Annotated in this window: 13 protein-coding genes; 6 read left to right on the forward strand and 7 right to left on the reverse strand. The window is 55.9% G+C overall.

Going from position 1 to position 13528, the window contains the following annotated elements:
- Positions 1-25 precede the first annotated feature (25 nt).
- Complete coding sequence (locus tag O146_RS0109200; RefSeq protein ID WP_027018283.1) at positions 26-961, reverse strand: RluA family pseudouridine synthase; 936 nt, start codon at positions 959-961, stop codon at positions 26-28.
- On the reverse strand, positions 951-1532 hold the full coding sequence (gene lspA / locus O146_RS11800; protein WP_369707191.1) for a signal peptidase II: 582 nt from the start codon (positions 1530-1532) through the stop codon (positions 951-953). Before lspA ends, O146_RS0109200 begins: the two co-directional genes overlap by 11 nt.
- Positions 1533-1596: 64 nt before the next feature.
- On the opposite strand from lspA, the gene O146_RS11805 reads away from it, so the two are divergent.
- Positions 1597-2796 (forward strand): hypothetical protein, encoded by a 1200-nt coding sequence (locus tag O146_RS11805; protein ID WP_051619381.1) that lies wholly within the window; start codon positions 1597-1599, stop codon positions 2794-2796.
- A gap of 372 nt (positions 2797-3168) precedes the next feature.
- Positions 3169-4842: an L-lactate permease gene (locus O146_RS0109215; RefSeq protein WP_027018284.1), complete on the forward strand. Its 1674-nt coding sequence runs from the start codon at positions 3169-3171 to the stop codon at positions 4840-4842.
- A 102-nt stretch (positions 4843-4944) separates the two neighbouring features.
- Here the strand turns inward: O146_RS0109215 and O146_RS0109220 are convergent, their stop codons facing one another.
- Entirely contained in the window at positions 4945-5568 is a 624-nt protein-coding gene (locus O146_RS0109220) for a WKL family lipoprotein (RefSeq protein WP_023019246.1), read from the reverse strand.
- A 107-nt stretch (positions 5569-5675) separates the two neighbouring features.
- Here O146_RS0109220 and O146_RS0109225 point away from each other — a divergent pair, with 107 nt between their 5' ends.
- Entirely contained in the window at positions 5676-6632 is a 957-nt protein-coding gene (locus O146_RS0109225; protein WP_027018285.1) for an asparaginase, read from the forward strand.
- Here O146_RS0109225 and O146_RS0109230 read toward each other — a convergent pair.
- Positions 6629-8068 (reverse strand): DNA polymerase IV, encoded by a 1440-nt coding sequence (locus O146_RS0109230; RefSeq protein ID WP_027018286.1) that lies wholly within the window; start codon positions 8066-8068, stop codon positions 6629-6631. The two genes, O146_RS0109225 and O146_RS0109230, sit on opposite strands and share 4 nt — an antisense overlap.
- Positions 8069-8440: 372 nt before the next feature.
- Here O146_RS0109230 and O146_RS0109240 point away from each other — a divergent pair, with 372 nt between their 5' ends.
- On the forward strand, positions 8441-8761 hold the full coding sequence (locus tag O146_RS0109240) for a hypothetical protein (RefSeq protein WP_027018287.1): 321 nt from the start codon (positions 8441-8443) through the stop codon (positions 8759-8761).
- 410 nt (positions 8762-9171) lie between these two features.
- Here the strand turns inward: O146_RS0109240 and O146_RS0109250 are convergent, their stop codons facing one another.
- Positions 9172-9798, reverse strand: coding sequence for a hypothetical protein (locus O146_RS0109250; protein WP_035000763.1), 627 nt, complete (start codon positions 9796-9798; stop codon positions 9172-9174).
- Between the two features lie 293 nt (positions 9799-10091).
- Between O146_RS0109250 and O146_RS11810 the strand changes: the two genes are divergently transcribed.
- Positions 10092-11165 carry an HtaA protein gene (locus O146_RS11810; RefSeq protein WP_244266836.1) on the forward strand — a complete coding sequence of 358 codons (1074 nt, stop codon included), beginning with the start codon at positions 10092-10094 and terminating at the stop codon, positions 11163-11165.
- Positions 11166-11187: 22 nt separating this feature from the next.
- Here O146_RS11810 and O146_RS0109260 read toward each other — a convergent pair whose 3' ends face one another.
- Together O146_RS0109260 and O146_RS11815 are read right to left on the reverse strand one after the other, a co-directional pair.
- Positions 11188-12132: an ABC transporter substrate-binding protein gene (locus O146_RS0109260; RefSeq protein ID WP_035000765.1), complete on the reverse strand. Its 945-nt coding sequence runs from the start codon at positions 12130-12132 to the stop codon at positions 11188-11190.
- On the reverse strand, positions 12129-12788 hold the full coding sequence (locus O146_RS11815) for an ATP-binding cassette domain-containing protein (RefSeq protein WP_081820630.1): 660 nt from the start codon (positions 12786-12788) through the stop codon (positions 12129-12131). The genes O146_RS0109260 and O146_RS11815 overlap by 4 nt, the downstream gene beginning before the upstream one ends.
- A gap of 57 nt (positions 12789-12845) precedes the next feature.
- Here O146_RS11815 and O146_RS0109270 point away from each other — a divergent pair, with 57 nt between their 5' ends.
- The gene (locus O146_RS0109270; RefSeq protein ID WP_027018290.1) at positions 12846-13523 is read left to right on the forward strand and encodes a COG1361 family protein; all 678 of its coding nucleotides are present in this window, start codon (positions 12846-12848) and stop codon (positions 13521-13523) included.
- Positions 13524-13528: the final 5 nt, after the last annotated feature.

The raw sequence follows: 13528 nt of genomic DNA on the forward strand, positions 1-13528 counted from the left end.
CTCTGTTTCTGCCTCGGCAACTCTGTTATTGCCGAAGTTTGCCGAGGGCGTCGGCAAGATCATCCGGGTACGGAGCTTCAATTTCCATCCAGTGACCATCACCGGGATGGTGGAATCCCACCTTGACCGCATGTAACCACTGGCGCTGCAAGCCCAACCGCTGCGCCAAATTCGGATCTGAACCATACATTGGGTCCCCGCAGCATGGGTGCCCCAGCGCAGACATGTGCACGCGAATCTGGTGCGTACGCCCGGTTTCCAGGGAAATCTCCAACAAACTAGCCTCGCGGAAAGCTTCCAGCAAACGATAGTGCGTGATAGCGCGCTTACCATCGTCGGTGACTGCAAATTTCCAACCGGCGCTGGGATGGCGCCCGATAGAACCGTCCACGGTGCCCTCGATAGGATCCGGCAACCCCTGCACCAATGCATGGTAGGTTTTGGACACATTGCGCTCGCGAAACGCGTTTTTCAAGCTGCTATAACCACGCTCCGAAGCCGCCACCACCATCACCCCCGAAGTACCGACGTCTAGGCGCTGCACAATGCCCTTGCGCTCCGGCGGGCCAGACGTCGAGATGCGGAATCCAGCCGCAGCCAGACCACCCACCACAGTGGGGCCTTCCCAACCAACAGTAGGATGCGCGACCACGCCCACAGGCTTGTGCACCGCAATCAAATCGTCATCGAAGTACAAAATGTCCATACCTTCAACGAGTTCTTCTTTTGGCACCAGTGGCTTTGCAGGTTCTGGCAGTGTGACCTCCAACCAGGCACCTTCATGTAAGCGTTCCGACTTGCCGACGGCGGTGCCGTCGACCAGCACGTCCCCGTCCGCACTCAGGTTCGCCGCAACTGTGCGCGACAGCCCCAGCAATTTCGCCAACGCAGCATCGACACGCATACCTGCCAGTCCTTCCGGCACCGGCAACGAACGGGTCTCACGTGGGTTAGTGCTCATCGTCGACCTCCTTGGCTGGGCGTGCTGGTTGCTCAATGCTGTTTTGTGGCGTGTCTGTTACTGCTTTGCGTGCTCGATGCTCTTCCGTGAACACCGCGGCCAGGAACAACACGACACCGACGGTGATAAACGAGTCTGCGACATTGAAAATGGCAAAATCGCCCACCGAAATGAAATCCACCACGTGGCCGAACCAAAAACCCGGCTCGCGGAACAGTCGATCCACTAAATTTCCGCCTGCGCCACCAGCAACCATCGCCAGAGCGATTGCTTGGAAACGGTCGTCGATGCGTGGCGACGCTAGCAGCACCCCGACGAGGAAAACCAGCTGAAAGGTAGTAAACAGCCACGTAGAAGATTCGCTACCTAGGGAAAACGCCGCTCCTGGGTTGTAGACCAGTAAAAAGCGGAACCAGTCACCGAGAATTGGGAAGGCTTGACCGGGTTGCAGTGCAGCCTCGATAGCGATTTTGCTGGCTTGGTCGAACCCTACGACGCCTGCGATTACCAGCAACATGAGCCGCAGGTAGGGTGCGCGTCGTCGAGTTGGCAACGTTTTTAACCTAGTCACGGCCTTTATTGTTCCTGAAAGTAGGGTTTTACGTGAAATCGCCGCGCTGGCTAAACTGGCAAGCGTGATTTCTGCTGCTGCTTTTTCCCATTTTGCTTCTCGTGGCTCGACGGGTTCTCGCCGCTCAGCCAATTCTCGCCGCTCAGCTAATTCGCGGCACTCTGCCCTTTCGCGGCGCGACGCCAAATCCCGACGCCTTGCTGTGGCTTCGCTCTTAACGACGTCGGCCCTGCTACTAGCTGCCTGTGGGGAAGAAGGCTCGGCAAGCGATGAGACCAGCAACAGCGCGGGCGCCAGTGCCGGTAGCGCGGGTGAACGTCGTGGCGAAGCCCCTGCTACAGAGCAAGCCGTCGGGCTTCCGCTAGACCCACCACGCATCCAGGTGCTGTCTACCGGTACGGGCGAGCGCAAGCTCCTGTCCTACAACGACGTGAGTTCCGAGCAAGCAGTCGATATTCAAGTATCAGAAGGGTTCCAGCAGCTGGTCATGAAAAATGATCAACTGGTGACCGAGGCCCCGGAACTGGGAGATTTGGTGACCACTACTCTGCCGGTGGCTGGTTCCGTGCTGGTTCCAGAAGGTTTTGCTGACTCGACTCCCGGTGCAGGTTCTGCGCGACATGTCGATTTCCGGGTGCGCGACCCACATATTTCCGGAACCAAAACTAGCAATGGCTCTGCTGATGATGCCGGTTTAAATGCGGCAGGTTTAGCAGAGGAGATCGCTTCTGCCGACGGTTTTGGTTTTGGTTGGTTGGCTGAAAATAATGGCCAGTTAAATACGTTGCTGTTGGCCGCACCGCAACAGGCTAGCGATCAGGCGCGTGCTGTTGTGGAACAGTCGCTGACGAAGTTGGTGTCCACACCCGTGATTTTCCCGGACGAGCCAGTGGGCATTGGCGCGCAATGGTCGGTGGATTCTCGTGTCACTGGCGAAGCAACCATGCTGCAAACCACGACGTTTACGGTGACAGATATTTCTGGCGATGAGGTGAAACTTGATATCTCCGTCGAGCAACGTCCCGCACTTGGAGCGTTGTCCTTAGAGGGGCATGCTGGCGCGGAAGGTTTTGCCGACGACACTTTGAATGTGACTAGCACCGATACTCGCTCACGTGGTTCTTTGACCGTGGATATGAAACAGCCACTGCCGGTTGCTGGCGAGCTCGATTTCACCACGCGCGTGGTCTACGGCAACGACGACGGTGCAGCCAGCGTCGTGCAGGATTCTTCCACGCGAATGCGTTTTAGCAGCGCGCAATAGCAGCACATGCCACTAAGGTTCTCTGCATAATGTCGACGGGTTAACCAACCGCTGCATTGGCGCGGGTTTCGTCGGCAAACGCCCGCTGCTTCTAAGAATCCCGTACCGAAGACTCCTCCAGAAACTGTGTTTTGCAGGTAATTCAATTTCGTGAATTGGGCTGTGTTAACGTCATTTTCGTGACTCATGTTACCGGTTTGTGCCCCAATTTTCCGGGTACCTGAATCGATTTAGCTACGTGCTGCATTCTCAATGCATCAGCGCGATGGATGCACCAGCACCAGCGCGGCGGATGCTACGCAGTCGGCTAAGTATCTTCTCGTAACGCCTCATTACGAAGCTTTTTATCCACCTCACAGTTCGGAGTCTCCCGTGAACCAATTTATGATTAATACCGAAGCTATCGGAGGAAGTCTCGGGCTCACCGCCCTCATTTCCGCCGTTCCACTGGTGACCTTCTTCGTCATGCTGTTGTTCGTGAAAGCACGCGCACACACCTCAGGCGCCGCGGCCCTACTAGCAGCACTGCTGATTGCCATTTTCGGCATGAGCATGCCAGTCGACGCTGCGCTTTCGTCAGCTTTCCGCGGTGGTCTATTCGGCCTATTTCCGATCGTCTGGGTCATCATGATGGCGATCTGGTTCTACCAGGTCACCGTCGTTTCCGGCCGATTCCAAGACCTGCGCCGCACATTCGATGCCCTCGGTAACGGCGATATTCGTATTCAAGCCATCCTTATTGCCTTCTGTTTCGGTGGATTGCTGGAAGCACTCGCTGGATTCGGTGCACCAGTGGCAATTACCGCAACGATGATCCTGGCCCTGGGCGTAAAGCCACTGAAGGCCGCCACCACAGTTTTGCTGGCTAATACCGCCCCGGTAGCCTTCGGCGCCGTCGCAATCCCAATTACCACCGCAGGTAACGTCGGCGGACGTACCGTCGAACAGACCGAAAACATCGCAGCCATCGTCGGACACCAGGCTCCATTTTTCGCCTTCTTAGTGCCGTTTATCTTGCTGTTTATCCTCGACGGATTCCGCGGTGTGCGCGAAGCCGCTCCGGCAGCAGCAATCATTGGTGGTTCCTTCGCAATCGCACAATGGTGGGCATCGAACTTCTTCGCCTATCAGCTCACCGACATCGTCGCCTGCCTGGCTTCCCTGGGCGCTGCTTTCGCCTTCTTGCGCGTGTGGCAGCCCAAGGGCGTTGCCGCCATGCGTAAGCGTCTTGACATCCCAGAACGCGAAGACGATGGCGAGGTATTGACCAAGTCTCGTGTCTGGATGGCCATGATGCCGTATGCCGTCGTTACCGTCATCTTTGGTCTGGCAAACCTGGGCGAAACCATCCCGGGCATCCTAGATAAGGCAAAAATTTCTTTCGCTTGGCCATTGCTCACCGACCGTCTGGTTAACGCCTCTGGCGATGTCATCGACACTTCGTACACCTTCAAGATCATCAATAACCCAGGTACGCTGCTGTTGATCTCCGGAATCTTCGTTGCGGTTATCTACGGAATCTATAACCACAACGGTAAGTTCCGCGTCAAAGGTAGCGACGTCGTCAGTGAGCTAACCAGCACCGCATACAAGATGCGCTGGACTGCATTGACCATCGTCATGGTTCTGGCGCTGGCCTATGTCATGAACTACTCCGGCCAAACCGTCGCCATGGGCACCTACGTCGCCTCGCTCGGTGCTGTCTACGGCTTCCTGGCACCAGTTCTGGGCTGGGTCGGCACCGCGATTACTGGCTCCGACACATCCGCCAACGCACTGTTCGCAAACCTACAAGTCACCGCCGCTAATAACATCGGCCTCAACCCAGACCTGTTGCTGGCAGCTAATACCACCGGTGGTGTCGTCGGCAAGATGATCTCACCACAATCGCTGGCTATTGCGGCCACCGCCGTCAGCATGGAAGGCAAGGAAAGCTCGATTTTCAAGTCGGTGGTTGGTTACTCCATCATCCTGCTGATCGGGCTCTGCACCTTAGTCTTCTTGCAAACAAACATCCTGTCCTGGATGGCTCCGGTTGTGAACTAAGTTCGAGCACCCGATACAAACAAAAGACCGCCTGCACCAATCTCATCTGGTGCAGGCGGTCTTTGTCTATCGCGAGTCTAAGAACTCGTGGCCGATAATTATTTACTGCGCAGGAGCCGGGTGCTCTCCGTGCTCGTTGTGTGCCTCCGGCAATTCCTGGTGGCCTTCGTCGATAACTTCAGCCTCGTTCGGTGGTACCTCAACGCCGCCATCCATACAAACCGCTGGAACCTGCTCTGGTTCCACAGTATTGGTAACCAAGACGCAGGCCCATTCACGTGAAAGCTTCCAGTGGCCATCTTGGTGGATGAACTCGACGTTATCGGCAGGCTGCACCTCACGCTCTGGCAAAGAGTAGGCGACGGTCGCCAACGCTGATCCCTCGGTGTAACCCGGCAAAACCGGATCGACGACGTTGAATTCAGCTCCCGATTCCATCTTTGCGGCAGCCATGGTGTCGAACAGCTCTGGGAATTCCTCGCCGCCTTCGACGGTGAGTACACGCTCTTCTGCAGGCAGGTTCGGGTCTGCAGCGCGCTGCAAAACGTCGTTCAGCACTTCTTTGGTAGGCAGCTCAACTGGCGCGGCCTTGGCCGAAGTGCTCGATTCTGCTTTCTTCGTGCTTTCGGCGGCGGTACCCGCGTTGTCGGCGTCGTCAGAGCAAGCCGCCAGGGTCAGCGCCAAACCGACAGTCGCGGCGGCGATGCTCGTTTTCGTGAATTTCACGGTTAATCCTCCAAAATAGACATCTGCGTAAGCAAATTCGAAGCCACAGCTTTGATACTCGTAGCGCTCGAAGAAATCTTACCCGTGTGCCTTTTATACTTGAATTCATGACTCGCCAGATTTCCGTCATCTGCACCGGCGGCACCATCGCATGTACCACCAATGAATCCGGCGCGCTCGTGCCCACGGTCAGCGGCCAACAGCTTGTCGACGCCGCGCAACAACAACTTCGCCAGCAACCAACCGGGCACAACAGGCTTGTCGACGAGCTCACCTTCTGCGTCCACGACGCACTGCAGTTAGATTCCTCCTCGATCGGCCTACCAGAACTGGACACGCTGCTGGCTGCCATCACCGAACAAGCTACCGATCCTGCGGTGGACGCGGTCGTCGTCACGCATGGCACGGATTCTATGGAGGAATCTGCCTTCGCCACCGCCCTGCTGGTGCACGGCGCGCCAGTGGTGTTCACGGGGGCACAACGCTCCTTCAATCATCCAGAGACCGACGGGCCGGGCAACCTGGCGGGCGCAATCAGACGTGCTGTGGAATTGCTCCCAACCAACGCAGTGGAAGTACACTTCGGCGGGCAGAATCTGCCTGCTACCGCGGTACACAAACGCCACACTGCAGAGCTCACAGCTTTCATCGCACACGGTAGTGCGGCAACGGTACCAAAATTCGCCACGCTGCCATCTTTATCTGGCTTCCGGGTGCCCGTGCTCGCAGGATATCCCGGCGCCACCGCGGAGTTGCTAGATTACGCCGTGGATACAGGCGTCGACGGGGTGGTCATCGAAGCACTGGGGTCCGGGAATATGTCCGCAGAACTCGGGCAGGCCGCACAGCGTGCACTACGACACGGAATCCCAGTTATCGTGGCCACACGTGTGCCCCACGGCGCAGTGCAGCTGGCCTACGGTGGTGGCGGCGGCGGGGCTACCTTAGCTGAACACGGTGCGATTTCCGCACGCACGGTGCATCCAGGCCAAGCGCGGCTAGCCTTGATTATTGCCTTGGCCACCGGCACAGCCCCGGAAGAGTTATTCCGCTGCTTCGATTAATGCAACTTTTCGGCTAACCAGTCCTGCCACGCCAAAGAATCCAGTGGGTCCGCCGGCACCAATTGCGAGTCATCGGCAGGGAAAGTCCGGGTCTTGCCAGGCCCGGTGGCTCGGGTTTCGAATCGCACAGACACCACCCCGTGCCCACTGCCTTGGATCCAGCCGTGACCGAAATCTGGGTGGAACACATCCTGGGTTGCGCGCCAATGGCTTCCCGGAAGCTCAGGAGCACTGGGTTGTTCGGCCGCCGCGTCTTCTACAGCCCCCGGAACCACTACCCCATCCGCGCCCGGAATACCGGTGACCATCGTTGGTTCTTCCATGCTCACCCCACCGTTAGCACTCGCGGCAACCTGCCGCTGCGCTGCGCGGTCCAACTCCGGAAACAGCACGTCTTGCCGGGCGGTTTCCAAACCGGAATAGCCGACGCCGACTAACCGCACCGGCCCGGTTTCTGCTGGGTAACGGACAATAGTGCCGGCGACTGCACGCAAGGTTTCGGCGTTATCGGTGGCATACGGCAGGGTGGCCGAGCGGGTTTCGATGCGAAAGTCCGCCATCTTCAACTTCACGGTGACCGTGCGCGCACCCCGGCCGTCGGCAAGCAAGCGTTTATGTGCGGATTCCGCAGCCCAGCCAAGCGCTTCATCCACCTCTGCGGCGGTGGTCAGGTCCTTAGCAAAGGTTTGTTCCGCCGAATGTGACTTCGCCTCTGCACGCGGGGCCACCGGCCGCTCGTCAATGCCACGCGCCAGGTGCCACAAATCCATGCCGAGGGTGCCGCCCAACGAGATTTTTACCTCCCGCTCGCTCATATTCGCCAGATCACCGATCGTCGTCACGCCAATGGCCTGCAGCTTTGACGCCGTTACTGGGCCCACGCCCCACAGCTTGCCGACGGGCAGCGGGTGCAGAAATTCGAGTTCTTCGTCAACAGGAATGATCTTGGAGCCATCCGGTTTCGCCTGGCCCGAACCGATTTTCGCAAATTGTTTTCCAGAGCCCGCACCAATCGAAGACGGCAAACCGGTGATGTCTTTGATCTCTGCGCGCAGGTTATCCGCCCAGTCCTTGACCTCTGCCGCGGTGGCTCCGATGAGTTCGGCAGGCTCCATGAAGGCTTCGTCGATAGAGAGTTGTTCCACCAGGTCCACGCGCTGGTGAATCAGCTCAAACACGCGTTTGCTGGCAGCCGAGTACACAGCTTTACGCGGCTGGATTTGTACCGCGCCAAAGCCGATGAGTTGCAACGCGCGGTACGTAGGCATCGCAGACGACACCCCGAATTTGCGGGCCTCATAGGAAGCCCCGGCGACAACTCCCCGGCCATTCATGCCGCCAACGATGACGGGGCGGCCACGCAGAGTGGGCCGGGTCAGCTGTTCGACGGAAGCGAAAAACGCGTCCATGTCGATGTGAATGACCCAGCGCTGCATGCCTTCCAGTCTAGTGGCTCCTAGTGTTGCGTCTGCCGGCGGACCAACTCGAATGGGCGCAGTTTGTCCATCCATTCTGCACGGCTTCGTGCTGCAGGCACCATAGTCTGCGCCGGTGCGGCTGTCTGTCCGAGTGCATGTTGGTAGAGCTTCACCGAAACTTTTCCATGCTCTTCTCCTCGCATGCGAAGGTAATTCCCTGCAGGTCTAATCGCATGCCCCCTCCTTGGGGTGTTGTTTTTCATTGACATTTACTAAATATCGCAAATACTTACAGAATTAGGCCGACCCACTTCCCGCCATCCACGTTTCCCCAGCTAAACAGCTTACCAAATTTGGTAAATTGGTGGTGTGGTCACTACGATTTAGCCCATGAATCACAAAGACTGGTTAGAAACCATCACCAGCGGCTCGGTGCTAGCGATATCCAAGGCCATAGGCACAGCAAATTCCACGCTGGTAGCACAGCTGAATAAGCAAAAAATTTCCCCCGAAAACGTCATACGCATAGCAGAGCATTACGGATTCCACCCTGTAGATGCGCTCGTAGATACCGGCTACCTAGATAAACGCTGGGCCAAAGCAATAAACCCACTACAAGCCCTACGGGAAGTAAGCGAGGACGATCTCGCCGATGAGGTATTGCGCCGCATGAAATTAGGGCAGAACTCTCCTCCGCGCATGCGGAGGTAATTCCCGCAAGCAGGCGCCCTCATGTAGGCGATCACACTCTTCTCCGCATACGTGGAGGCTATTCTAGAGAATAAACAACAAAAGAATCCCCGGCCAAACCAGATGGCAAGGGATTCGCCCCCACCCTACAACAGAAAGTAGCCATCATGGAAAAAACAATCACCACCACACTCGGAGTAGCGCTCATAATCAGTAACGCCCTACCCGCGCCTATTGAAATCACTCTTATCCTATACGGGGCTTTTGCTATGGCCGTAGGCTACGGCCTAAGAAATATCCCCCGCCTATACAAAGAGCTGAGAGCCGTGTAATACGCCCGCCATCATTCGCTTCTCCGCGCACGCGGGGTAATGCCAAGTCGCTGGCAGTAGAACACGTCAAGCATGTCTCTTCTCCACGAATGCGGAGAGCTAATACCTGTGCTTGCAGCTTGTCGAATGCTTCCTTGAGCGTCTCGACATGCTCTTGAGTCCCGTCGGAGCTGCTACAACGGAGCATTGAGACATCAACGCCAAATGCTTGAGCACTCTGGACTCGCTTTCCCGCAGCTGAAGCTTGTGGTTTTCGAGGTCGTCCTCGGCATGTGCATCCGAGTTATCTGCGGTGGTGGTTGCCGTATCCATTGGTGATTCCACCCAGGAATTCTTGGTGTGGATATAACAAAACCCGGCGCGATGATGATCGAACCGGGTTGGTGGTAAATGTTGCGAGTTAGGCGCTTGCCTTTGCGTGATGGGCGCGTACACGCTTGGCGTATTCGAAAAAAAACTCGACTCCCAGTAATCTGGGATATGAACCGCCAATTCGATCGCTTTAAGCCATTGCTCACTAACGAAAATGTCCTCATCAATCAAACTACGAACCGCGCGTTCAAAGGCCAGCTCATATTCACCGTCCTCTGGCGCTAATTCAATAATGTCAGGCTGGCTGAATTGTTGTAGATGGCCAGTGAGAAATTCCTCCCAAAACTGTATAAAAAGCGCATCGTCATATTGAGTCTCTTCTACATCGATTCCATATATCTTTAGGCCCATCATCTCCCCTTAACTGGAGTGAAAGAATGATCTTGTTGAGCGAGGTTTTGTAACCTTTACCGTTTTACCCCAGCAGCTTTCTAACTCCGTGTCCATGCACTGGGAAAGCGGTTTCAACTCTGCCTCTTTTCCCCTTACGCAAAGCCACTTCTAACGTTGGATCTCAGACACCCCAGGAAATACAACGGCGAATGACGTCCACGATTCAGTGACCACCCAATCAGATGATCACCCAGGTGAGGCAAACCATAAAAAATTGAGATTAGCGAACCTGATCATGGATTAACCTGAATGATATGAACTCTCACCTTCTATTCCATGCACCCCGCATACGCAACGGTGGTTTCTCCCGCCGCACAGCATCACTTTCCGCCGCCGTGCTCACCCTCGCCCTTACAGCTAGCACGCTTGCTCCCGGCACTCCCGAGATCACTCCCAGCGCCCACGCCGCCACACCGGTGATTCCGGACGAGCTACCTATTTTCCCGAAAGTTACTGAAAATCCACAGATTTCCGTGACTTTCGAAGACGGCACCCCCGTCGATGGCGCGACTGTCCACCGTGGCGACGTGCTGCTGGTGCATGGCGTCGGATTCTCCCCCGAGGCTAACCAGGGCGGCTTTCCCCTCCCCGTCCCGCCGGGTGTGCCCAATGGCCTCTACGCCCTATATGGAGCATTCCCCACACATTGGAAACCCAGCGAGGGCGCAGATCCATCTACCCGCACCCACCCACACGATCGCATGGCGTGGGTCATGCCAGAAGGCACCTTGGACAGTATTCCTGCCGGAGCCATTGACATGCGCCGTTCCATCGCAAGGCAGGAGCAGCGAATGAATGCCGACGGTTCGTTTACCGCCCGTATCGTGGTAGATCCACCCGAAACCACGCCTGGTGATAATTGGGGTGTATACGTCTACCCCGGCGCAGGTTCCATCAATGCGGCCGAGGAGTTTTATATTCCCTTGAATTACTCGCCCGCGCCTGGCCCAAACACCCCTGCACCACCCCAACCTGATCTTCTTCTCGACGCCGACCTAGCCTTCCGTTTCGCGGAGATCGCCAACGGCGGGGTAAACGCCAAGAATGGAGCAACCAAGCTGGATGCACACCGCGTGGCATTCACCCGAGATGCGGCCGCAGAAAACGGCGATGGCGTGCGCAAATACAAAGGCACCGTGATCACCACCGCGCGTTTTACCCTGGCGGAAGTCGCGGTGGCCGATCCGTGGCTTATACCGAAACCAGACGGCAGCTACCTGATTACGGGGCTTATCTCACGCTCTTATAATGTGGGTGCCGATGAAATGGTGCGCGTGCCACTGGGGCTGATCACTGCCGCCCAGGCCGCCGATCAGGTACGCGGCTAGCGTTGGGCTAGTTTGCGTTGGGTTAGTTTTCAGACAAGAATTTCTGCAACTGTTCAACACCATCAATAGCCAGTGGTGATGGTGGTTCAGCGAAAGCCAGCAGCATCGGCAGGATCTTGTCTTCTTTCACGGCGGTGACGGTTTCTGCACCAGCCAAGCTGGTGACGGCCTCTTTCACGCCATCCTGGCCGGAGTGCAGCAGCAGGATGATATCCGGATTCTTTGCCACCAGCTGTTCCGCACTGATCTCAAAGACACGATCGTCGACATCACCGAAGACGTTTTCCAGTCCCATTGCTTCGACGATTGGGTTAGACATGGAGTCCTTGCCATAAGCATAGGTGCTTGCACCTTCAATGCCTGGGTACAGCACAGCCACCGTCTTGCCTTTTCCGACATCAGAGCCGATCTTCTCCAGACCCGCAGCAACCTCGTCTTTGATTTTCTGGGCTTCGTCTTCCTTGGCAAACAGCGTGCCGTACAGGTCGATGTGATCATACACATCGTCGAAGGACGCGTTCTTCACCTCACCACAGAAGCCTGGCTCTTGCACGAGTGCAGTCTCGATGGTGGTTTCTGGGTTCACGGTCTCACTCTGGCCAATGATCAGGTCTGGTTCTTCGGCCATGATGGATTCTTTCGACAGCTCCAGATGGCCGCTTGCATCCACGCGACTAGTCAGCGACGGGATTTTCTCCAGTGCCGCATTAGTCTCGTCGTCAAAGTACTCTTCCGGATATTCACCGGCCTTTGCTACAACCCGGTCAAGCACACCCAGGCGTTGCAAAGTTGGTACTGAAGTGGGCCCTTGCAAAACGACGCGCTCTGGAGGCGCATCCAGAGTGACAGTGCGTCCGCAGTTTTGCAACGAGATCGCGGTGTCCTCAGTTTCTGCGCTGCTGCAGCCAGCCAGAATCAGTGGTGCAATCAGAAGCGGGGCGAATTTCTTTTGCGCTAGTTTTTTCATTTTTCTAACCTTTCGAAGTGTAAGTGGTGCTCTGTGCGCACCACGCGAACGTTATAAATGGGCTCGAGGATTTCTGGGACGAGTGGCCCCGATTGCACCAGCCGGCCTTCATCCAGCAAGTGGATCCAATCGCAGTACTCCAACGCCATGTTTAGGTCGTGCAACACGACCGTGGCATTGGCGCGGTAGTCCTTGATCAGTTTGAAGACCTCCAACTGGTAGTGAATATCCAAGTGGTTCGTCGGCTCGTCAAGAAGAACATGCGAGGCGTCCTGAATAAAGGCGCGGGCAATCATCACACGCTGCCGCTCACCGCCGGAAAGATGCGTCAAAGGCGCTTGTGCTTTGTGCGACATACCGACGCTTTTTAAAGCAGCGATGATGCCGTCGTCAGAATTATCTTTATGCGGCAGTCGGCCTAAACGAACTACCTCTGCGACGGTCATTTGCGGTGGTTCCCCACTGTCTTGCGCCGCCACGGAAAGCTCGTGAGCGATTTTGCGCGCCCGCATCGAGGCCAGAGGTGCCCCATTCAGGAGCACCCTGCCTTCGGTCGGTTGCAGCGCACCAAATAGCGTGCGCAGCAGCGTCGTTTTAAGCGAACATGGGTTGTGAGGGCAATAGGGGTAGACTCTGGGGTTGCGCCTAGGGGGCAGAGATCCTCAGTGTCCACAGCACGGAAAGTGTTAGAGAAATAGAGATACGATTGGTGAATGGAACATTTCTTAGACTTTGCAGGCTGGTGGACAACCGAAAGGACTAGCGTCTTAATCAACGCATCTATCGCTCTAATCGCCCTCGTTTCCCTCCTTGTAGCACGGCGTTCGTTACGTCTAAATAGGCAGATCAACATTAACGCCAATCGGCCAATGATGATGGCTCAAATCTTGATGCCAGATTATGCAAAAGAAACTTTACGTCTAATGGTTTCTAATAGAGGAAAGTCTGTGGCAAAGAACGTAAAGGTTACGTTTGAACCAGATCTTCCTAGCACAACCGAACAGAATGGAGCCACCGCTGGAGGTTTCCATTACTCACCAGTAAGACGCGTCAAATCGATTTTCAGCAACACAGTCTTTTCCACTTGGGTTCCCGGCCACCAAGTAGACGTTGCATATTGGCTACAACCTGATAAAAATCTCTTGGATGGCAATTTAATTTCGAATTCTGCCGAGGGCGTGCCCGCAAAGCTGTTCGTCCTACTGGAGTACGATGATGAGCTGAACAACCACTACTCAGAACATTTTGAACTGAATGTTCGCAGCGTAATTGGCTCGGATTTTCGGACCAATAGCACTTCAACCAATGGCCAGTTCAACTTTGAGAAACAGCTTTCCAAGGACATACAAGAAAACAATCGCATGCTTGGGAGGATTTCCCGGAAACTCTGAGAACC

The organism is Corynebacterium pseudodiphtheriticum DSM 44287, from assembly GCF_000688415.1.
GTDB lineage: Bacteria > Actinomycetota > Actinomycetes > Mycobacteriales > Mycobacteriaceae > Corynebacterium > Corynebacterium pseudodiphtheriticum.

Coding starts and splice junctions, on each gene's coding strand:
- O146_RS0109250 (WP_035000763.1), bottom strand. CDS start 9,798: ATGATGGGCCTAAAGATATATGGAATCGATGTAGAAGAGACTCAATAT.
- O146_RS0109230 (WP_027018286.1), bottom strand. CDS start 8,068: ATGCAGCGCTGGGTCATTCACATCGACATGGACGCGTTTTTCGCTTCC.
- O146_RS0109225 (WP_027018285.1), top strand. CDS start 5,676: ATGACTCGCCAGATTTCCGTCATCTGCACCGGCGGCACCATCGCATGT.
- O146_RS0109270 (WP_027018290.1), top strand. CDS start 12,846: ATGGAACATTTCTTAGACTTTGCAGGCTGGTGGACAACCGAAAGGACT.
- O146_RS0109260 (WP_035000765.1), bottom strand. CDS start 12,132: ATGAAAAAACTAGCGCAAAAGAAATTCGCCCCGCTTCTGATTGCACCA.
- O146_RS11810 (WP_244266836.1), top strand. CDS start 10,092: ATGAACTCTCACCTTCTATTCCATGCACCCCGCATACGCAACGGTGGT.
- O146_RS0109240 (WP_027018287.1), top strand. CDS start 8,441: ATGAATCACAAAGACTGGTTAGAAACCATCACCAGCGGCTCGGTGCTA.
- O146_RS0109200 (WP_027018283.1), bottom strand. CDS start 961: ATGAGCACTAACCCACGTGAGACCCGTTCGTTGCCGGTGCCGGAAGGA.